Raw genomic sequence first — 19,556 nt, forward strand, 5'->3', positions numbered from 1 at the left:
CCCCGGGTCAGGTGGGGGCGAGGCTGGTCGGATTCGAACCGACGTCCTCCAGCTTGCAGTCAAGGCGCGACGACCTCTGCGCTACAGCCTCGCCGCGCGGGACGATACCCGACCCGACCGACACGCCGCCGCACCGCCCGCCCCGGCCTGCCGCCGGTAGCCGCTGACGAGGGCTATCCCCTGTGCGAACAGCGCCGAGAGGAGCTGATCCGGCCATTGTGGACGGTGAAGATACAAGCGGAGGCAATAGAAAGCGCCCGTCTTGGCAACCACGGGGGAAGTCGCCAAGACGGGCGTCACGTCCGAGCATAGCGCTAGCGGAAGGCTTTGGCCACTCCGGGTCGAGGGCAGCTGAGGAGAGTGCCGTCACATCGGGTTCTGCCAGGTCAGAGTGTCTTCGGCAGTGATCGTCGTCGGTGTCGCCCGCCATGTCGTGAAGGGACGGTCAGCACCACACCGCGGCGACCTGGGTGACGACCTGCGCGGCCTGGGTGCGGCCGGCGCGGGCCGAGGCGGCGCGGTGGGCCGGGTCGAGCATGTTGCGGCCGATCGCGGTCCGCGAGTCGCGGTCGGGGCTGATGACGGTCACCTGCGCGCCCGCCGCGGTCAGTTCGGCGACGTGCCGGGCGGTGCTGGTGACCAGGCCGCCGCCTACGGTCACCGGCGCGATGATGACCACCCGCTCATGGCCCTGGGCCAGGTCGGCGTTGGTCGCCGAGCGCATCCCGCCGTCGATGTAGCGGTGGCCGTTGACAGCCGCGGGCGGCCATACGCCGGGCACGGCGCAGCTGGCGGCGACGGCGTCGATGAGTTCCACGCCGCTGTCGCGGTCGAAGACGGTGAACGCTCCGGTGTGCGCGTCCGACGCGGTGATCTTCAGGGGCTGGGCGGGCCATTCGACCACGGGCAGCCGGGACGCGATGACCGCCTTGCGCTCCTCGGGGGTCATCGACGCGGCGGCCAGCGCCAGCGCGCCCAGGCGGGCCCGATACTGCTCGGGGGCGCGGCTGCGCACCATCGCCCAGCCGTACCCCAGCAGGGTGCGCATGCCCAGATGGGCCGCGACCTCGTCCTTGGGGTCCTCCAGCTGGGTCTGGTAACGCTCCTCCAGGCTGGGCTCGCTCGCCATCACCGACGCGACCACCGACCCCGCCGAGGTGCCGACGAGCAGGTCGGCGGTGCTCAGGTCGACCCCGGCCTCGGCGAGTCCGGCCAGGATCCCCAGCTCCCAGGCGATGCCGGTGACCCCGCCGCCACCGAGCACGAGCGCTCTGCCCTTCACCCGCCGCCTCCTTCACCACTGCCGACGCCCTGCCCAGCACCGCGGCGCCCGCCGCCGTCGTCCCGCGGCGCACCCGGCGCTGGACCTTCGACGGTACTCCCGAGGTGTGCGCTCGTGTCCGGATTCCCCGCCGAGATGACCGTCCGCACGTCGTCGCGCCCCCGGACCCGCCGGTCGCGGCGCGGCGCGGACCCCGCTGCGCGCCGGCGCGGGCGGTGTGGCCGAATGGTTCCCGGTCGGTATGCCGCGCACGGGGCGGGGCCGCGACCAGCCGTTTGCCGGACTGTCGGCGCGGTGGTTTAGCGTCCGGTGTCTTCGACAGGAAGGTGGCCGTCCACATGGGATGGTTGGTGGCCTCGGGTGGCTATGAAGTCACCCTGCGCGGCAGCGATCTGATCGCTCGCAACGCCAAGGGCAAGGAGCTCAAGTCGGTGCCGTCGGCGTTGCGCGACGACCCGGTGGTGACCGGGCTGCGGCAGCTCACCGAGTGGCTGGGGCGGCACGAGGTGCAGTGCCGGTCCGACATCGAACGGTGGATGGTCCGGTCGCTGCCGGTGCCCGTCGGCGTGCTGGCCGACGTGTGGCCCGACGAGACCTGGCGCGCGGCGCTGACCGACCTGGTGGTCGGGGTGCTCGACGAGGACGGCGCGTTCGACCCGGACGAGGTGGGCTTCCTGCGGGACGCGTCCGCCGGGCAGATCGGCATCGTGAACCTCGACGGCGACACGGTGCGGCTGCCGGCCACACGGGTGGTGATCCCGCACCCGGTTACCCTGCCCGACCTCGACGACCTGCGCGAGTTCGCCGCCGACCTGGGCGTTTCCCAGTCCGTGGACCAGCTGTTCCGGCAGATCTTCGTCCGCCCGGCCGATACGGATCCGGCCGCCCGGCGGATCGGGGAGTACTCCGGCGGCAAGTACGCCGAGCTGCGCCACCTGACCGCCCGCGCGACCAAGCTCGGCTACCCGGTGCGCGGCGGCAACGCGGTCTGCCGCGTGTTCGAGAACGGCGTCGCCGTCGAGGCGCGCTCCTGGGTCGGCTCGGACGACCCGTACTACGAGACCGAGACCGGTGACCTGGTCTTCACCGACCGCAACGGCACCTCGCTGACCCTGGCCGAGGTCGGCCCGGTCGCCTGGTCCGAGGGCACCCGCATGGCCGCCGCCCTGTACGCGGGCCGCGTCGTCGAGAAGGACGAGGACGAGGACGCGGCCGACGACCAGGTCGCAGACGCCGACGAAGACGATGACGACGAGGACGAGGACTGACGTGAGCGAGCAGAATCTGACGCTGTTGGAGGCGGGAGCGGTGCTGCCCGCCGGTGCGCCGGTGGCCAAGGACGACACCGTCGACGCGCTGACCTCCCGCACCTACCGGCACCCGGTGCTGGGCGAGCGTTTCGTCGTGCGGCTGGTGCCCGCGACCATCGGCGCGGCCGAGGACCTGAGCATGGAGTTCCTCGGGTTCGACAAGCCCACGCCCGTCAACGAGGTCGGCCTGGTCCGCCAGCAGGCGCTCGGCTTCCCGGCCTGGGCGCTGGTCAACGACCCGGCCAACGGCCACCACGCGCTGGCGCTGGTCAAGGAGATCGAGCGGCTGGCCCGGCAGGCGAAGTCGCGCATCGGCCCGGCCAAGGACGGCTTCAACGCCCTCGGCGAGCGGCTGGCCCGCGCCGTGCCGCACTTCCTGCCGACCTACTACGAGGAGGCGGGCCGGGCGTTCCTGGCCGCCGACAGCACCACGTACGCGGCGACGATGTTCGGCAAGGCCCGTGACGCCGAACGGGCGTACGCGCTGCGCATCGACGAGGAGCGCCAGCACGCGGTGTTCCTGGAGTTCGCGCTGGCCGGGGCGCTGACCGCGAAGGCGCTGTCGCAGCACGCCCGGGAGCTGGCTGCGCGCTGCACCCCCGCCGACGCCTACGAGCGCTTCCTGCGGCTGTGCGTGGAACGGACCCTGGGCGGGCTGCCGCCGTACGCGCAGATGCACACCGACCTGCGGCGGCTGGCCAAGGCCGCCAAGCTCGACCAGGGCGACGCCGACCGGCAGGTGCTCGCGCAGCTGCTGGCCGCCCCGTCGCTGTCGCGTGCGCCGGAGGGCTTCTGGGCCGCGTACGCCGCACCGCTGGCCGAACTCGCCGCCGCCGACCCGGCCCTGCGCGGCCGCCTGCTCGGCATGTTCCCGCAGCACGTCGCCGACGACGTCTGGCTCGACGTGCTGGAGCGGGCTGGTGCCGTCACCGCGCTGACCGAGCCGCACGGCACGGTGCCGGTCGCGGCCGAGTCGCCCGACGGCCCGGCGGGCTGGCTGGGCCGCTTCGACGCGCACCGCCAGCGCCGTGGCTGGCGCGAGAGCGGCCGCTCGGTCAAGCTGCTGGCGCTGCTGGAGCGCATGTCCGGGCGGCTCAAGGCCGACGGGCTGCCGGTGGTGCTGTGCCGCCGCCACAGCGGTGTCGACCTCGACCTGCTCGACGCGTGCCTGGCGCTGGGCGTGCCGGTCGCCGACCCCGACAGCGCCGCCCGCTACGGCGTCTCGCGCTGGCTGTCCGACGAGCGCGACGGACGCCGCGACCTGGTCGCGCTCGCCGGTGACGGCCGCTTCCTGGGCGCGCTCGCCGAGGCCGTCGAGCAGCACCTGCGCCCGAACTACCGGGAGACCGCGGGCGATCCGGAGAAGGTACGTGCCGTCACGGCCGTGCCGGGCCTGCGTACCGCGTCGCACACGCTGCTGGACCTGATCGCCGCCGACACCGCCCGGCACGGCCTGCCGACACTGAGCCGCAACTTGGACCGGCTGGCGCTGCTGGGCAGCCCGGACGGCGTGGCCGTCAACCCGGAGGCGACCGCGCGGGTGCTCGGCCACGACGTGGCCGCGATGCTCGGGCACTCGCTGCGGACCGGCGTGCTCGACGAGCTCGGCTGGCCCGCGCTGGAGGAGGCGGTCGCCCGGCTCGGCGTGACCGCCGCCGACAACGAGGACACCGTCGGCATCGTCAGCCAGTACCCGTACCTGGTGCTGCGACGCGGCGACATGGTGCTGGTGGTCGGCGAGAACGGCGTCGAGCTGGAGCACCTGCTGCGCATCCCCGCCGACCAGCGGCACTACCTGTGGCGCCTGGTGCTGCGCTACGTCGACCGGCAGCTGCTGGTGTGCTGGGACATCGGCCGGGAGCGGTCCGGTTACTGGAGCGGCGCGCCCGACGACGTGTTCACCGTGCCCGACAACGCCTTCGACATGAACGACGCCGTCTCGCTGCCGCTGCCCGGCGGCGGCCGTACCCTCGGCAGCCGCCCGCTGCACGTCGGCGACCGCAGCGAGCGGCACACCGGGCGGGTGCTCACCGACGGCGCCTCGTACTGGGTGATCCGGCACAACGGCGACAAGCTGGTCTGCCAGGAGTTCGACCCGGCCACCGGCGAACGCGGCCGGGCCAGCCTGCCCTCGTTCCTGGAGGACGGCGCGGCCGACGGGGAGTCGCTGGTGCTGCACCTGTCCCGGCTCGCGCCCCGCGACCCGCTCGCACCCGCCGACAGCCCGCTTCTCGGCTGGCGGGTGCGCCGCCGCGCCGACGGCAGCCTCGCCGGGCAGTCGACCGACGGGGTCGCGTACACCCTGCCCGCCGGGTCCGCCGTACGCGGCGACCTGTCCGCGGCGGTGCGGATGCCCGGCTCGGACACGGTCTGCGGCGTGTTCACCACCCGCGACTGGCGGCGCAGCGCGATGTCTCTGGCCGACGCCGAGGGCAGGCTGCTCGGCGAGTACACGGTGCCGCAGGGCCCGTCGGCGTACGCCCGCGGCACCCGCCTGGTGCCCACCGCCGCGTACTGGCACCTGCTGCGCCCGCGTGACGAGGCCGGTTCGGCGGCGCTGCGCGCTGTCACCGACGAGTGGTGCGGGCAGCTGCTGGGCGAGTCCGTCGCGGCGATCGACGCGGCCGACGACGACGCCGCCGCGCAGGAGGCGCTGATCGCGCTGGTCGCCCGGCACCTGCCGGAGGTCACCGACCCGTCGCTGCGGGCCGGGGTCGCCGGGCTGGTCGAGCGGGCCGCGGTGCACGTCACCCGGCTGGCCGAACTGCGCGACCGGTGCGAGGGCCGCGCCGCCGAGACGGCCGCGCCGTCGACACAGGAGTGGACCGGCGGCGTGCAGGACCACGTGCTCATCGGCGCCCTGTCCGGCCTGCTCCGGTACTGCTACAGCCGCACCGACAGCGCGGTGCGCCTGTTCGCCGCGACAGGCGCGGCGTTCACCGCCGAGCAGCCGCCCACCGGGAAGCTGCATCTCGACGCCGACGACGACTGGTTCGACGCGCTCGGCATCCTGCCCGCCGCGATGTACCGCGCGGTCAGTCCCGTGACCAGTCCGGAGCACCGGGCCGCGCTGGTGGAGCTGCTCGGCGTGGTCGCCCGCAGCGGGCTGCTCACGCCCGGATCGCGGCTGCGCCTGGTCGAACTGAAGGCCGACCAGCCCGTCGACGAGGAAGGCCTGCCCGGCACGGTGCTGACCTTCGGGACGCGGCGGCTGCTGGTGCTGTCGGCCGACGCCGACGACCGCGAGGTCAAAGGCCTGGAGTACGCCCCGGACGGGGTGTTCGGCGCGCTGTCCGGATACGCCATCACCGGCGAGCGGATGCTCGACACCGGCATCGCCACCCCGGACCTGATCGCCGAGTTCACCGGGCTGCTGGCCGCGAACGGGCCGATCGCCTGGGACCCCGAGCGGGTCGGCACGCTGTCCGAGGCCGCCGGGATCAGCCTCGCCGAGGCGACCATGGCGCTGGCCGGCCTGCCCCAGCAGGCGTGGCACAAGCCGGACTCGGAGTGGGTGCGCGAGCTGCTCGGCGTCGACGCCGCCGCGGCGGGCGTGGCCGCGAGCCGGATGCGGGGCGGCGGTGTCGCGTCCACTGCCGGGATGCTGGCCCTGCTGCTGCCCGCCGATCTCGCCGCGCTGTGGCGGTCCGGCCCGGCGGTCGCGCGATTCGCGGCCGCGTGGACGGCGGGCAACGGCGTACGCCGCCCGGTGCGCGACGACCTGATCGTCGCGATCGACAAGGCCGACGTGGACGGCTCGATGAACCCGTCCGAGCTGATCCACGGCATCGCCAACCCGGACACCTGCGGGTGGCTGCGCGGCCCGGCCGACGGCATCGACGACGACGACGTCCTGGTCGCGCTCGCAAAGTGTCTGCCGTGGCTGGTCTACCACCTGCCGGCCGACGACCCGATCCGGGCCGCGCTGCCGCGCGCGGTCGAGCTGGCCCAGTCCCGGCTGGCCGACCCGGCGCAGTCGCTGCCGATCGGCTACCTCACCGAACGCAAGATCGATGCCCTGCTGGCGGCGACCGGCGCGACCAGGGTCGACGGCGCCGACGGCAGCATCTCGGCGGGAGCGGTGCTGCTGCCGCCGGACACCGGCTGGCGCGTGGTGCACGTACGCCCCGCGCTGCTGACCGGCGCCGACGACCCGGTGCTGCACGTGCTGCGGGCCAGGCTGGACAGCCACCAGGACGGCGTCGACGCCGCGCTGCACGCGCTGCTCGGCGGCCAGCTGGCCAGGCTGGTCGGCTACCCGGTGCCCGCCGGGATCGACGGCTTCGCCCAGGACCCGACCCGTTCGGTGCCCGACCTGGTGACCCGGGTCGCGCAGGAACGCGCCCTGACCCCGGACGCCGCCGCGCTGTACCTGCAGCTGCTCGCGCTGCCCGACCCGACCGACCGCAACGTCGCGCTGTGGACGGGCTGGAAGCCGGCCCGGCTCAAGGCGGCCCGTGCCGCGCTGGCCGCCACCGACCTGGTCGTGGAGGCCAAGCGGCCGCGGGCCGGGCGCGGCCTGTTCCTGCCCGGCGGCTGGCTGGCGCTCAAGGCCCCGCACCTGCCGCTGGAGCGGTGGAAGCTGCCGCTGCTCATCGGCGGCGAGAACGGGGTGTCCGGGCTGGACATCGTGCTGCCGGTCGCGCCCGCGCCGCAGCTGTTCGCGCTGGCCTGGGACAGGATCACCGCGGGCGACGGACCCCGATTCGACGAGCTGGTAACCGAGAGGCGCCGATGACCACCACCACGACCGCCCGGCAGGTCGACCCTGCCGAGCACGCGTACGCCAGTGAGCTGGCGTTCCTGGCCGCGTACGACGGCGGGCCGCGCCCGCCCGGCTGGCGGCTGACCCCGCGTGCCGTGGTCACCTTCATCACCGGCAGCGACGGCCGCGAGCTGGAGCTGGCCAAGGAGGACCGGCGCGAGGGCCTGCCGGGCAAGCTCGCGATCCCGGCGAAGTTCGTCGGCGAGCGGGCCCTGGTCGAGCGGTGCGTGGTCACCCTCGCCGGGGAGCGCGGCCTGCTCCTGGTCGGCGAGCCCGGCACGGCCAAGTCGATGCTGTCGGAGCTGCTGTCCGCGGCCGTCTGCGGCACCAGCGAGCTGGTCGTGCAGGGCACCGCGGGCACCACCGAGGACCAGCTGCGCTACGGCTGGAACTACGCCCTGCTGCTGGCCCACGGCCCGAGCAGCGAGGCGCTGGTGCCCTCGCCGATCCTGTCGGCGATGCGCACCGGCTCCGTGGCCCGCGTCGAGGAGATCACCCGCTGCCTGCCCGAGGTGCAGGACGCGCTGGTGTCGCTGCTGTCCGACCGCCGCATCGCGGTGCCGGAGCTGGCCGGCACCGACGGCGCGACCGTGCACGCCGCGCCCGGCTTCACGCTGATCGCCACCGCGAACCTGCGCGACCAGGGCGTGTCGGAGATGTCGGCGGCCCTCAAGCGCCGCTTCAACTTCGAGACCGTCGGCCCGATCGGCGACCTCGCCGCCGAGACCGCGCTGGTCGGCAGGCAGGCCCGCGCGGCCATGGAGCGGGTCAAGGCACCGTTCGCGGTCGACGACGCGGTGCTGGAGGCGCTGGTCACCGCGTTCCGGGACCTGCGCGAGGGGCGCTCGGTCGAGGGCTGGGACGTGGAACGGCCCTCGACGGTGATGAGCACCGCCGAGGCCGTCGCCGTGGCGACCTCGCTGGCGCTGGCCCAGGCGTACTTCCCCGGCGACCGGGACGTGCTGTCGCTGCTGCCGGGGCACCTGCTCGGTGTGGTGCGCAAGGACGACCCGGCCGACGGCGCGAAGCTGCTCGGCTACTGGGACGGGGCGGTGCGCCGCCGCGCGGAGGACGGTGCGCGGCTGTGGCGGCGGCTCTGGGAGCTGCGCGATGTCCTCGGTGGCTGAGACGACGGCGGCACCGGCGGCGACCGCCGGTGCCGCCGCACCTGCCGCGACGGCGCTGGACGGCGACCCGGCGGTCGCCGTCGCCGAGCTGGCCGGGCAGCGCGACCCGTTCCTGATCGGCGTACGGCACCACTCGCCCGCGCTGTCGGTGGTGCTGCCGGACCTGCTCGACCGGTACGCCCCCGAGGCGCTGCTGCTGGAGCTGCCACCCGAGCTGGGGCAGTGGCTGCCGTGGCTGGCCGACCCCGACACCACCGCGCCCGTCGCCCTGGCGGGCGCGGTCGGTGACGCGGGCCTGGCGTTCTACCCGTTCGCGGACTTCTCCCCGGAGCTGGCCGCGGTCCGCTGGGCGCACCGGCACGGCGTGCCCGTCGTGCCGTGCGACCTGCCGCTGGCCGACCGGGCCTGGCACGAGCGGGAACAGCCCACGGCGGGCCCGGCCGGGCAACGGCTGTCGCTGGCGTCCGCGCTCAAGGGCGCGGCCACCGGCCGGGCCGACGAGGACATGTGGGACCGCATGGTCGAGGCCCGCGCGCCCGGCGCCGACCCCGAGGCGGTACGCCGGGCGGCGCTGCTGGTCGGGTGGGCGCTGCGCCGCGACGCCGAGACCGGAGACGGGGTGTCCACCCTGGACCTGCGCCGCGAGGCGTACATGCGCGGCTGCCTGGCCGAACACGCCGGGAAACGGGTCGCGGTGCTGGTCGGCGCGTTCCATGCGCCCGCGCTGCGGGAAGCCGGTCCGGTCAACCCGGCTGCGACGGGCCCGAAGGTGGTGACGTCGCTGGTGCCGTACACCTTCGGGTTGCTCGACGCCCGGTCCGGTTATCCGGCGGGCATCCGCGACCCGCAGTGGCAGCAGTCCGTGCTGACCGCCGCCGGCGACCCGGCGCAGGTGGAGGCGGCGGCGCTGGCCGCCGTCGTGGCGGTGTGCGCGAAGGTGCGCGCCGCCGGGCACCCGGCCGGGCCCGCCGAGGCCCGCGAGGCCGTCCGGCTCGCCGTCGACCTGGCTCGGCTGCGCGGCCTGCCCGCACCGGGACGCGGCGAGCTGGTCGAGGCGCTGCAGAGCGTGCTCGCCCACGGCGAGGTGCTCGGCCGTGGCCGCGTCGTGGCCACCGCGATGGAGCACGTGATGGTGGGGGACCGGCGCGGACGCCTGGCCCCCGGCACCCCACGCTCGGGCCTCGGTCCGGCGGTCCGCGAGCTGCTGGCCGCGCTGCGGCTGCCCGGCCCCGGCGACGCCGCCAAGGACACCCGCCTCGACCCGCTGCGCTCCGACCTGGACCGCCGCCGCGAGGTGACCCTGCAGCGGCTGGCCGCCTGCGGCGTGACGTACGCCGAACCCGTCGCCGGTGACGGCGGCGCGGGCGGCGTCGACGCGATCACCAGCCGCTGGCGGCTGCAGTGGACCCCGCACACCGAGGCCGGGATCGAGGTCGCCGGGCTGCGCGGGGTGACCCTGGAACAGGCCACCGAAGGCGCGCTCGGCGAACGCCGCCGCCGCGAGACCACCGCGGGCGGCCCGACCGCCGCCGAGATCGTCGCGGGCCTGCACGACGCGGCGGTGTGCGGCCTTCCCGCGCTCGCCGCCCGGCGGCTGGACGAGGTCGCCACGGTGGTGCCCGCGCAGGGCTCGCTCACCGAGGCGATGACGGCCCTGGCGCTGCTCGACCGGCTGCGCCACGGCCACGTGCCCGGCCTGCCCGAACCCGACCGCGCCGCCGTCGCGGCAGCCGCCGACGCGGTGGAGACCGCCGCCGTCCGGCAGGTCGACGGGCTCGCCGGGTCCGAGGCCGTCGACGACGCCCGCGCCCTGGCCGCACTGGCCCAGCGCGCCGAGGCGTCCGGGTCGGCGCTGCGCCTGGCCGACGCGCTGACCCGGCTGGCCGCCCGTGGCACGCCGCTGATGGCCGCCGCCGCCGGTGCGGTGCGGGTGCTGCTCGGCCACGTCCCGGCGGAGGAGTTCGGGGTGCGGGTGGCGTCCTGGGTGGACACCGCGGGCACCGACGAGGCCCGCCGCGCCCTGCAAGGCCACGTCAGCGGCCTGCTGGCGGTCGCCGAACCGCTGCTGCAGGCTGCGTCCGGGGTGCTGACCGGCCTGCTCGACCGCGTCGAGACGCTGCCCGACGAGGCGTTCCTGGCCCGGCTGCCCGCGCTGCGCGGCGGCTTCCACACTGCCAGCCCCGCCGGGCGCGAACGGCTGCTGGCCGTCGTCGACGAACGCCTCGGCGGCCACGTCGGCGACCTCGGCGACCTCGACGACCCGGACGCGCTGCTGGCCCGGCTGCTCGCCGACCGCGCGGGCAGGGCGGCACTGGTTGAACTGGGCCTGCTCGGCACGGACGACGCGACGGCCCGCCCGTCGGCTGCGGCCGCAGCCCGGACCGCCGACGTGCCTGGGCCGGACCGTGCGCCGAAGGCGGACGACCGCGCCGCCGGACCGGCGAATGCCGCCACCGGCAGGGACGTCAAGCCCGTGCCGAGCGGCGAGCTGTCACCCGCCGACCGCTGGCGGCTCATCCTGGGCCGCGACCGTCAGGGCATGGGCGGCAAGGCCAGGCGGTACGCGACCGCGCTGGACGAGCTGTACGGCATGGGCCGGGGCGAGGGCTCCCGCGAGGACCGCGCGGCCGGGGCCGGACGCGAACCGTCGTTCCCCGGCGTACGCGAATGGTCCGAGGAGCTGTCCGCGCTGTTCGGGCCGGGTGTACGCGAAGAGGTGCTGGCCGCCGCCGTGGAGTCCGGCCGCCTCGACGCGGCGCTGGAACTCGACCCCGAAGCGGTGCGCCCGTCCATGGACCTGCTGCGCGACGTGCTGTCGCTGGCCGGTGGCCTGCCCGAGGCGACGGTCGCCCGGCTGCGTCCTCTGGTCGCCCGCATCATCGCGGAGCTGACCAGGGAACTGGCCACCACGCTGCGCCCGGCCCTCAACGGCCTCACGACACCGAGGCCCACCTCCCGCCCCGGTGGGCGGCTGGACCTGGCCCGTACCCTGCGGGCGAACATGGCCACCGCCCGGCGTGGCGAGGACGGCCGGGTGACCGTGGTGCCCGAGCGGCCCGTGTTCCGCACCCGCGCCCGGCGCGGCGTCGACTGGCGGCTGGTGCTGGTCGTGGACGTGTCCGGCTCCATGGAGGAGTCGGTCATCTGGTCGGCGCTGACCGCGTCGGTGCTGGCCGGGGTGCCCGCGCTGACGACGCACTTCGTCGCGTTCTCCACCGAGGTGGTGGACCTGACCGACCGCGTCGGCGACCCGCTGAGCCTGCTGCTGGAGGTGAAGGTCGGCGGCGGTACGCACATCGCGGCCGGGCTGCGCCACGCCCGGTCGCTGGTCACCGTGCCGACCCGGACGCTGGTGGTGCTGATCAGCGACTTCGAGGAGGGGTACGGCATGGGCGGTCTGCTGGCAGAGGTGCGCGCGCTGGTCGAGTCCGGCGCGACCGTGCTCGGCTGCGCCAGCCTCGACGACGCGGGACGCCCGCGCTACTCGGTGTCGGCCGCGGGACAGCTGGTCGCGGCGGGTATGCCGATCGCGGCGCTGAGCCCGCTCGAACTGGCCCGCTGGGTCGGGGAGCAGGTGCGCTCGTGACCACGAGCACGGTGGGCGGCGTACTGAGCCGGACGGGGGAGCGGCGATGAGCGGGCTGCCCCCGGTGACCGCCCCGGCGCTGGCGGAGACGCTGGACGCGCTGCCGGGACGGCTGCGCAAGAAGGTCGACGACGCCGTCACGCGGGCCGCGGCCTGGACGGTGTCCACAGCCGACGGCCAGGTGAGCGTCACCGTCGACGAGGGCACCACGGTCACCCTGGTGCTGACCGGCGGCGTGGTCCGCACCGGGTCCGACGCCCGGTGCAGCTGCCTGCTCGCCCCCAACTGCCTGCACCGCGTCGCGGTGCTGGCACTGGCCCCGGTCCACGACGGCGTGGACGACGACCCGGCGCACGCCGCACCGGCGGACCCCGTGGACCCCGCACCGTCGCCCGTGGACGCCGGATCCGCCGCGGTCGTCGGCGAGGCGGAGCGTGCCGGTGCGGCGGAGCCGGACGGTGACGTGCGGGCGGTGCTCACCACGCGGCAGCGGGACGCTGCCGACGGACTGTGGCGGGCGGGGGCGGCGGTGCTCGCGGCGGGCACGTCGGGCAGCGGGCTGGTGCTGCGTACCGCGCTGCTGCGCGCGGTGCACGAGGGCCGCGCCAACGGGCTGCACCGCGCCTCGGCGGCGGGCACCCGGGTCGCGGCGGGACTGCAGGCGCTGCGGGAGTCGCAGCCGCAGTTCCGGCTCGCCGAGCTGACCGACGACCTGCGCGAACTGCTGACCGTGTCGCACCGGCTGCGTGCCGGGAACCTGCCCGCCGAGCAGTCCGCCGACCTGCTCGGCGTGGCCCGCCGGGGCTACGACCCGCAGGCCGGGTTACGCCTGTACGGCCTGTGCACGGTCCCCGTCGTCGCCGAGTCCGGTTACGCGGGCACGGCCACCTACGTCGTGGACCGGGACGGGCGGCTGTGGACGGTCACCGACGTCGCGCCCGGCGGCGCGGACCGGGCGGCCCGTTCCGGCGACACGGCGGTGGCGCTCGGCGAGGCCGGGCTGTCCCACCGCGAGCTGACCCGGGCCGGCATGATCGTCTCCGGGGGTACGGCCAGCGCCTCGGGCCGCCTGGGCGCGGGAAAGTCGGTGCGCGCGGTGCGCGCCACCGGGGCGGCCTGGACCGAACCGCCCCTGCGGGCACTGTGGGAGCAGCCACTGGACCAGCAGGTCGGGCGGGCCTTCGCCGCACTCGCCGAGCCGGTCGCGGATCGCCTGGCCGGCTCCGACCTGGTGTTCCTGTCGGTGCGGCTGGGCGGCGCGGCGACCGGTGACGCGGTGCTCGCCGAGACCGCCGAAGGGGCCGCGGTGCTGCTCACCGTCGCCGACGACCATCCGGAGCTGGCGTACCGGGACAACATGCGGGTGCTGGGCGCGGGAGCGGGCCTGGAGCTGCTGGTCGTGGGCCGTCCCGACCCCGCCCGGCGGGCCACCGTCGAGGCGCTGTCGATCGGCGTCGCGCCGGGCACCGGCGACGGGCTGCGGCTGCCCGCGGCCTGGTCCGGCCATGCCGACCTGGGGTACGACCGGCTGCACCGCAGCCAGCTGCTCTCCGGCAGGCAGGGGCCGGCCGTGGCCGGGCGTCCACCGGCGACCGGTGATCCGGCGCTGCAGCTGCTGCGCCGCCACCTGGAACGGGTGGTCAGCGGCGGGCGGGCGGTGCACGCGCTCGCCGACGACCAGGAGCGCCGCCTGCGGCGGGCCCGCCTCGACCTGGGCGCGCACCTGCTCGCCGAACTCGCCTCGGCGGCCCGGTCGCGGCCGCGGGACCCGTTCGGCCGCCTCACCGGCGACGACGCGGAGACTTTCACCCGGGCCTGGGTGGCCGCGGCGGTCTACGAGCGGGCCGCCACGCAGGCCCTCATCGAGGCTTCGTGGCTGTCCTGACCCGCCTGTCGGCCGCGTCGCAGCGAGGCCACGCCTCGCCGCGACGCGGCCCCGGGACGGTCCTCAGTTCGGGATCGCCGTCCGCAGCCGGTCGAGGGTCTGCCTGAGCAGCCGCGAGACGTGCATCTGGGACAGGCCGGTCTCGGCGGCGATCTCGGACTGGCTCATCCGGGCGTACACCCGCATGACCAGGATGCGCCGTTCCCGCGGCGCCAGTCTGGCCAGCGCGGGACGCAGGCACATGCGTTCCTCGACCACGGCGTAGCGCCCGTCCACGGCGCCGATGCTGTCGATGAGCTCGGGTCCCGCGCCGCCCGCCGGTGAGGTGTTCAGCGAGAGCGGCCGGTACGCGTTCCAGGACTCCATCGCGGTCAGCACTTCGGTGAGCGCGATGTCCAGGTGGTCGGCGACCTCGGCGGCGGCGGGCGCTCGACCGCGCTGCTGGCTGAGTTCGTGGGTGGCGGCGGCCACCCGGGGACCCAGCTCCTTGACCGAGCGGGACACCCGCATGCCCCATACGGCGTCACGGAAATGCCGCTTGAGGGCGCCGACGATGAACGGCACCGCGTACGCGGTGAAGGGCACCTGCTGCGCGGCGTCGTACCTGTCGACCGCCTTGATCAGCGCCAGGGCGGCGACCTGCGCCAGATCTTCGAGGTGTTCGCCGCGTCCGGCGAAGCGCCTTGCGAGCCGCCGTGCCATCGCCAGGTTCTCCTCGATGACCTGGGCGCGGATCCTGGCCCGGTCGGGGTGACCGGGCGGCAGCTCGTCGCGTCGGTGCAGCAGCTGTTCGGCTGATGGCTCGGTCGTACGCTCGGCATGAACGGTCATACGGATCATCGCCCTGGGACTGGAGGCAGCGGTGTGCCGGCTGAGCCGGCGGCCTCTGCTGAGACAGCCGGTGTTGCCTGGTCACGACCGCGGGGTCCGGGCGGCGTGGATGACTACGCGGTGACGGGTGACGCTGTTGGCGTTACGGCCAGCACATCGGGTGTTCTGTCCGACGCGCGTTCAGCCTACGCCCCCGTCCGAGCGGTGCAAGGGGATCGGCGCTCGCGCGTACGCCGTGGGCGCCGGCTCGCCGAGCCAGCGGGTCTCTGATCCGTCGACGATGGACCGGGCCAGTTCGGACAGCTGCCGGTTGTTGCGGCGGGCGGTGTGACGGAGCAGTTCGAACGCCTCGTCCATGTCGACCTGGCGGCGCTCGGCTATGACGCCCTTCGCCTGCTCGATGATGATGCGGCTGTTGAGCGCCGTCTGCAGTTGCTCGGCCAGCGTCTCGTGGTGGCGGATGGCGCGGGCCTGCAGCAGCCCGATCGTGGCCACGTCAGCCAGCGCCTGTCCCAGCTGGATCGTGCGCTCGTCGAGCGCGCCCGGCTGCCCGCCGAAAAGGTTCAATGCGCCGATGACGTCCGAGCGCAGACGCATCGGCAGCGCGTGCACCGAGGCGAATCCGCTCTCGCGAGCCTGGGTGACGAAGCGCGGCCAGCGCTCGGCGGCCGCCGACAGGTCCGCGACCGCGACCGCCCGGCCGGAGTGGAAGCATTCCGGACAGGGTCCCTCGTCCGTCTGCAGCTGGAGCAGTTCCAGCAGCCGGGTCTGCTCGGTGGAGGCCGCCGCGACCCGCAGCGCCCCCCGCTGGTCGGTGAGCAGCACACCCGCCGCGGCCACGCCGAGGACTCGCGCGCACCGCACCGTGACCTGGTGGAGGAAGTCCATCAGATCGAAGTCGTCGACCAGCGTGTCTGCCAGCTCGACGAAGGCCTCGGCCAGCTGTCGTTCACTCATGGGCGCTCCCCCTGCAACGATAGTCTTCCGCGCGCACATGAGCATCCTGGGCGGTCATGCCGTCACACCTCATCCTGTTCCATGCTCTCCCGCAGGGAGTCGGGCTCGAACCGCAGACGGCGCTCGACCACGTCCCGCGCCACGTCGCCGAGCCTGCGGTCGTGGGCGTAGGCGTAGGCGCGCAGGCGGGCGAACGCGATCTCTGCGCTGGCCCCGAGCTGCGCGATGATCATTCCGGTGGCCTGGTGCACCTGAACCTGGTGCGCGGTCGGGTCATCGCGCTGCCAGGCCAGTTCGGAGGTGTCCGGTTGCAGCCCCGCTGCGTCGTCGATCACCATCATGGCGGTGGCGTCGGCGAACGCCAGCGCGTCGGCGAGTTCGTACGAGCTCATCGCGCCGGGCCGGGCGCGATAGAGATCGAGCACGCCCAGCCGGATCGCCCCGATCTGCAGTGGCAGGGCGAACACGGCACGCGCCCCGCTGTCCAGGGCTGCCGGGCTGAACACCGGCCAGCGGCTCAGGCTCTCCGATGACCGCAGATCCGGGGCGATCACGGGTCCACCCCTCGTGAAGGCGTCGACACACGGGCCCTGCCCGTACGTCAGCTGCCACTCCTCCAGGTCGGCGGCCACCCGGTCGGAGGCGTGGAGCACATCCCGGGCGGTGGAACCGGCCATGATCGTCACACCTGCTCCATCCACATTGACGCCCGCCATCGCCGCCGCGCAGACGTGCCCCACCGTCGCCGGTGCTCCCATCGTCTGCTTGCCGACCTGCGCCCAGATCCGCATGACGCGCTCATTGACCATGTCGCGCCCGCACCGGCACACGTCGCACGGCGGGGCCGCCCGAGACCTTCGTGATCACCAGACCTCCCGGAATCGACGTTTCATGGACGTCGCCGAGGTCCGGAGCCAACGTATACCCACAAGCCTACGCGCACCCGCGCCGATCGGGGGCGTCGCGGGCGCACGACGCCGACGTGCTCACCCGGGAACATCCTGCGCCGTCCCGGTGCGCACTAGACTGACCCTGGAGGGCACCATGACACGACAGCGGCCGGACGGCACTCACGACCATCCGTACAGCGCGCTCAACCTCCGCCTGGCGCTCGCCGGATTCGGGCTGGTGTTCGCGGCTGTGCTCGCGGTCATCTCGTTCGCTTTCGGACTGACCTGGCTGGGCTGGTTCAGTGTGCTGCTGATGGCCGTCACGGTCGTCGACCTGATCGTCATCGCCCGGCGGCGGCGCCAGCGCGGCCGCGAGGACCACGACGCGCCGCACTCGCTGTTCGAGTGACCCGACCGTGCGCACCGGACCGCCGTGAAGGGCGCTGCGGTCCAGGTCAAACGGCATATGATCAAAGCATGATCAACGGTATGCATGCTCTGATCTACAGCACGAACCCGGACGCCGATCGGGCCTTCTTCCGGGACGTGCTGGGCTTCCCGCACGTGGACACCGGCGAGGGCTGGCTGATCTTCAGGGCTCCGCCCTCGGAGATCGCCTTCCATCCGGCCGACGCGCACACCCGCTGCGAGCTGTATCTGACCACCGACGACGTGGAGTCCACCGTGGCGCAGTGGGCAGAGCGCGGCCTCGAGATCATCGTCGCCCCGGCGCGGCGCGAGTGGGGCACCGAGGCCGTGGTGCGCCTGCCCGGCGGGGCGACCCTCGGCGTCTACCAGCCCACCCACGCCACCGCCTTCAGCGCGGCCTGAACCACGGCCGAGATCCGGCTTCGGGGACCCGGGCGGCCGGGTGGGCCGTACCGTCGGGGGGAGGAGGTCCGCCATGTTCGTACAGGTCATCCGTGGCCGCGTGGCCGACCACGAGGCGGCGCGCGAGGCGTTCGAGGGCTGGGCGCGCGAGCTGTCCCCGGGTGCGGACGGCTGGCTCGGCACCACCGGCGGGGTCACCGCCGACGGCCGCCTGGTGGTGCTCGCGCGATTCGCCTCGGCCGAGGCGGCCCAGGCCAACAGTAGGCGGCCCGAGCAGGACCGCTGGTGGCGCGAGACCGCCGCGCTGGTGACCGACCCGGCCTTCCACGACAGTGCCGACGTGCGCGGTTACCTCGCCACCGGCTCCGATGAAGCGGGCTTCGTCCAGGTCATCACGGGCCAGACCACCGACCCGGACATGATGATGGACACCGTCACCCGGCTGTCGGCGAGCCTGCACCCGTTCCGCCCGGACCTCATCGGCGGCACCGTGGCGCTGCACCACGACGGGACCTTCACCGAGGCGGTGTACTTCACCTCGGTCGAGCAGGCCCGCGCGGGCGAGCAGCGGCGGCTGCCGCCGGAACTGCAGGGCGCGCTCGACCGGGCCGAGGGGCTGACCACGATGTTGTCCTACCACGACCTGACCGACCCCTGGCTGTTCTCGCCGGGTTGAGGGTCGCGCCCCGGGCGGCCGGGCGCTTAGCATGGGCCCGTGATTTTCGAGCCAGGTCAGCGCATCGTGTTCATCGGCGACAGCATCACCGACTGCGGGCGGCGCGACGTCGCCGCGCCGTACGGTGACGGCTACATGAGCCTGGTGCGGGCATTCGTCACCGCAGCCCGCCCCGAACTAGGCCTGAGCTGGGTCAATCGCGGCGTCAGCGGCGACACGGTGCGCGACCTGGCCGCCCGCTGGCAGGCCGACGTCCTCGACCAGCGGCCCGACTGGCTGAGCGTGAAGATCGGCATCAACGACGTGTGGCGCTTCTTCGAGAACCGGCACGGCGAGGCGGTGCCCCTCGACGAGTACACCGAGACGCTGCGGACGCTGCTGGCCACGACGGTCGAGCACACCGGCTGCCGCCTGATCCTGGCCGATCCGTACGTGATCGAGTCCGACCGTGACGAGCCGCAGTACGCGATGACCCGCGACTACGCCGCGGCGGTCGCGGTGCTGGCGAAGGACTTCGGCGCGCTGCACGTGCCCGTGCAGGCGGCCTTCGACCGGGTGCTGGCCTCGACCACGCCCGCCGACTGGGCCGACGACCGCATCCACCCGAACCTGGCCGGGCACGCCGTCATCGCCCGCGCCTTCCTCGACGTCATCGGCTGACCGCCGGGGCGGTCCGCCGCGCGGTGGCGGATGGGTAGGGTACGGGGCATAGGGGCGTATACGGTCGGGGCGCTGTCGGTGCTCGTCCAGGTCGCGGCGGCGGCCGTGGCGGGATCGCTGCTGGGCGCGGCCGGGGCGCTGGTCGCGGCGGGTGTGGTCGCAGTGGCCGCGCTGCCGTACGGGTGGGCGGTCGGGCGGGTTAGGGCATATCCGAGCAGCGTGCGCGGGGCGGCGCTGTTCGCGGTAGACCACAGCTGGAGCCTGGTCAACACGGTCGCCGGGGCGGGTTTCCTGACCGTCAGCCTGGCCCGCGGGCATCACCTGGACCCGCCGCGCTGCCGCGGCCGCGGCCGGATCGACATCCACGAGCAGGCCATCCGGGGGTACGCCACCACGCTGGGCAACGTCGTCGCCGGTGGCACCGCGGCCAACGAGCGCCACGAGGACCTCCACGTCCGGCAGGCGCGTCTGCTGGGGCCTTGCTACCTGCCGCTGGTCGGGCTCAACTACGCGCTGTTCAGCGTGCTGCCGGTGTGGTGGCTCTACCACGACCACGACGGCTACCCGATCACCGGACCGGGCCGCTACTTCACCCGCGGCGTGTACCTGCACGTCTGGCACGAGGCCTGGGCCTACCGTCGCGACGTCCGAGACCGCCACGGCGACCTGCCGGTGCCCAGGCCCGGTCGCCGCCTCCCGCGCCGCAGGGGGCATGACGGCGAACACCCTACGAGTGACAGAACGTGAATCTGTCAC

Annotated in this window: 14 protein-coding genes and 1 tRNA gene; 10 read left to right on the forward strand and 5 right to left on the reverse strand. The window is 74.6% G+C overall.

What is annotated here, in order from left to right; genetic code table 11:
* Positions 1–18: 18 nt before the first annotated feature.
* Positions 19–91, reverse strand: a tRNA-Cys gene (locus HAV40_RS34520).
* Positions 92–445: 354 nt separating this feature from the next.
* Positions 446–1,282, reverse strand: a complete 837-nt coding sequence (locus HAV40_RS34525; protein WP_166388497.1) for a patatin-like phospholipase family protein — start codon at positions 1,280–1,282, stop codon at positions 446–448.
* A gap of 338 nt (positions 1,283–1,620) precedes the next feature.
* Here HAV40_RS34525 and HAV40_RS34530 point away from each other — a divergent pair, with 338 nt between their 5' ends.
* From HAV40_RS34530 to HAV40_RS34550, 5 genes are read left to right on the forward strand one after another with little or no spacing between them, the layout of a single operon-like run.
* Entirely contained in the window at positions 1,621–2,550 is a 930-nt protein-coding gene (locus HAV40_RS34530; RefSeq protein ID WP_166388498.1) for a DUF4132 domain-containing protein, read from the forward strand.
* A gap of 1 nt (position 2,551) precedes the next feature.
* Entirely contained in the window at positions 2,552–7,330 is a 4,779-nt protein-coding gene (locus HAV40_RS34535; protein ID WP_166388499.1) for a hypothetical protein, read from the forward strand.
* Positions 7,327–8,484 (forward strand): ATP-binding protein, encoded by a 1,158-nt coding sequence (locus tag HAV40_RS34540; RefSeq protein WP_166388500.1) that lies wholly within the window; start codon positions 7,327–7,329, stop codon positions 8,482–8,484. Before HAV40_RS34535 ends, HAV40_RS34540 begins: the two co-directional genes overlap by 4 nt.
* Entirely contained in the window at positions 8,468–12,070 is a 3,603-nt protein-coding gene (locus tag HAV40_RS34545; protein WP_166388501.1) for a vWA domain-containing protein, read from the forward strand. The genes HAV40_RS34540 and HAV40_RS34545 overlap by 17 nt, the downstream gene beginning before the upstream one ends.
* A 46-nt stretch (positions 12,071–12,116) precedes the next feature.
* Positions 12,117–13,955 carry a hypothetical protein gene (locus HAV40_RS34550; protein ID WP_166388502.1) on the forward strand — a complete coding sequence of 613 codons (1,839 nt, stop codon included), beginning with the start codon at positions 12,117–12,119 and terminating at the stop codon, positions 13,953–13,955.
* Between the two features lie 63 nt (positions 13,956–14,018).
* Here the strand turns inward: HAV40_RS34550 and HAV40_RS34555 are convergent, their stop codons facing one another.
* The 3 genes from HAV40_RS34555 to HAV40_RS34565 form a co-directional block, all read right to left on the reverse strand.
* Entirely contained in the window at positions 14,019–14,786 is a 768-nt protein-coding gene (locus HAV40_RS34555) for a SigB/SigF/SigG family RNA polymerase sigma factor (RefSeq protein ID WP_166388503.1), read from the reverse strand.
* A gap of 180 nt (positions 14,787–14,966) precedes the next feature.
* Positions 14,967–15,743: a GAF and ANTAR domain-containing protein gene (locus HAV40_RS34560; RefSeq protein ID WP_166388504.1), complete on the reverse strand. Its 777-nt coding sequence runs from the start codon at positions 15,741–15,743 to the stop codon at positions 14,967–14,969.
* Between the two features lie 62 nt (positions 15,744–15,805).
* Positions 15,806–16,534 carry a GAF and ANTAR domain-containing protein gene (locus HAV40_RS34565; protein WP_166388505.1) on the reverse strand — a complete coding sequence of 243 codons (729 nt, stop codon included), beginning with the start codon at positions 16,532–16,534 and terminating at the stop codon, positions 15,806–15,808.
* A gap of 253 nt (positions 16,535–16,787) precedes the next feature.
* Between HAV40_RS34565 and HAV40_RS34570 the strand changes: the two genes are divergently transcribed.
* The 5 genes from HAV40_RS34570 to HAV40_RS34590 all read left to right on the forward strand — a co-directional run bounded on the left by HAV40_RS34570 (position 16,788) and on the right by HAV40_RS34590 (position 19,547).
* Positions 16,788–17,042 (forward strand): DUF6343 family protein, encoded by a 255-nt coding sequence (locus tag HAV40_RS34570; RefSeq protein WP_166388506.1) that lies wholly within the window; start codon positions 16,788–16,790, stop codon positions 17,040–17,042.
* Positions 17,043–17,110: 68 nt separating this feature from the next.
* Positions 17,111–17,464, forward strand: coding sequence for a VOC family protein (locus HAV40_RS34575; protein WP_166388507.1), 354 nt, complete (start codon positions 17,111–17,113; stop codon positions 17,462–17,464).
* Between the two features lie 73 nt (positions 17,465–17,537).
* Entirely contained in the window at positions 17,538–18,140 is a 603-nt protein-coding gene (locus HAV40_RS34580) for a hypothetical protein (RefSeq protein ID WP_166388508.1), read from the forward strand.
* A 39-nt stretch (positions 18,141–18,179) separates the two neighbouring features.
* Complete coding sequence (locus HAV40_RS34585; RefSeq protein ID WP_166388509.1) at positions 18,180–18,800, forward strand: SGNH/GDSL hydrolase family protein; 621 nt, start codon at positions 18,180–18,182, stop codon at positions 18,798–18,800.
* A gap of 30 nt (positions 18,801–18,830) precedes the next feature.
* Positions 18,831–19,547 (forward strand): glycine zipper family protein, encoded by a 717-nt coding sequence (locus HAV40_RS34590; RefSeq protein ID WP_203671807.1) that lies wholly within the window; start codon positions 18,831–18,833, stop codon positions 19,545–19,547.
* Positions 19,548–19,556 lie beyond the last annotated feature (9 nt).

Source organism: Catellatospora methionotrophica (assembly GCF_011297335.1).
Classification (GTDB): Bacteria; Actinomycetota; Actinomycetes; order Mycobacteriales; family Micromonosporaceae; genus Catellatospora; species Catellatospora methionotrophica.

What these genes read in the sequence shown, in the direction of transcription:
- HAV40_RS34530 (WP_166388498.1), top strand. Translation starts at nt 1,621, where the DNA reads ATGGGATGGTTGGTGGCCTCGGGTGGCTATGAAGTCACCCTGCGCGGC.
- HAV40_RS34540 (WP_166388500.1), top strand. Translation starts at nt 7,327, where the DNA reads ATGACCACCACCACGACCGCCCGGCAGGTCGACCCTGCCGAGCACGCG.
- HAV40_RS34545 (WP_166388501.1), top strand. Translation starts at nt 8,468, where the DNA reads ATGTCCTCGGTGGCTGAGACGACGGCGGCACCGGCGGCGACCGCCGGT.
- HAV40_RS34550 (WP_166388502.1), top strand. Translation starts at nt 12,117, where the DNA reads ATGAGCGGGCTGCCCCCGGTGACCGCCCCGGCGCTGGCGGAGACGCTG.
- HAV40_RS34555 (WP_166388503.1), bottom strand. Translation starts at nt 14,786, where the DNA reads ATGACCGTTCATGCCGAGCGTACGACCGAGCCATCAGCCGAACAGCTG.
- HAV40_RS34560 (WP_166388504.1), bottom strand. Translation starts at nt 15,743, where the DNA reads ATGAGTGAACGACAGCTGGCCGAGGCCTTCGTCGAGCTGGCAGACACG.
- HAV40_RS34565 (WP_166388505.1), bottom strand. Translation starts at nt 16,534, where the DNA reads ATGCGGATCTGGGCGCAGGTCGGCAAGCAGACGATGGGAGCACCGGCG.
- HAV40_RS34570 (WP_166388506.1), top strand. Translation starts at nt 16,788, where the DNA reads ATGACACGACAGCGGCCGGACGGCACTCACGACCATCCGTACAGCGCG.
- HAV40_RS34575 (WP_166388507.1), top strand. Translation starts at nt 17,111, where the DNA reads ATGATCAACGGTATGCATGCTCTGATCTACAGCACGAACCCGGACGCC.
- HAV40_RS34580 (WP_166388508.1), top strand. Translation starts at nt 17,538, where the DNA reads ATGTTCGTACAGGTCATCCGTGGCCGCGTGGCCGACCACGAGGCGGCG.
- HAV40_RS34590 (WP_203671807.1), top strand. Translation starts at nt 18,831, where the DNA reads ATGGGTAGGGTACGGGGCATAGGGGCGTATACGGTCGGGGCGCTGTCG.